1 protein-coding gene is annotated in these 224 nt (G+C 55.8%); it reads left to right on the top strand.

Annotation, left to right across the window (positions count from 1 at the left end; genetic code table 11):
* Positions 1-67: 67 nt before the first annotated feature.
* Positions 68-224: four helix bundle protein (locus tag HUS66_RS18000; protein ID WP_175072470.1), on the top strand; the 157-nt coding region annotated here is incomplete at its 3' end.

The raw sequence follows: 224 nt of genomic DNA, 5'->3' as shown, positions 1-224 counted from the left end.
AGCTGGAAGAGAAACCAGCTGTAAGCCATAAGCTTGAAGCTGGAAGAAACCCCAGGGAGGCGTTGGCATGGACTTCGAGAAGCTTCAGGTGTGGAAGCGGTCGGCCAGGCTATCGGCAGAGCTCTACAAGGCGATGCGGGATCTCAAGGACTTCGGCTTCAAGGACCAAATCACTCGCTCAGGGCTTTCGGTACCCAGCAACATTGCAGAAGGCATGACGCGTG

It is taken from the genome of Onishia taeanensis, from assembly GCF_013349955.1.
GTDB classification, from domain to species: domain Bacteria; phylum Pseudomonadota; class Gammaproteobacteria; order Pseudomonadales; family Halomonadaceae; genus Onishia; species Onishia taeanensis_B.
The sequence above is the reverse complement of the archived record's forward strand: the minus strand, read 5'-3'. Positions and strand labels throughout refer to the sequence as shown.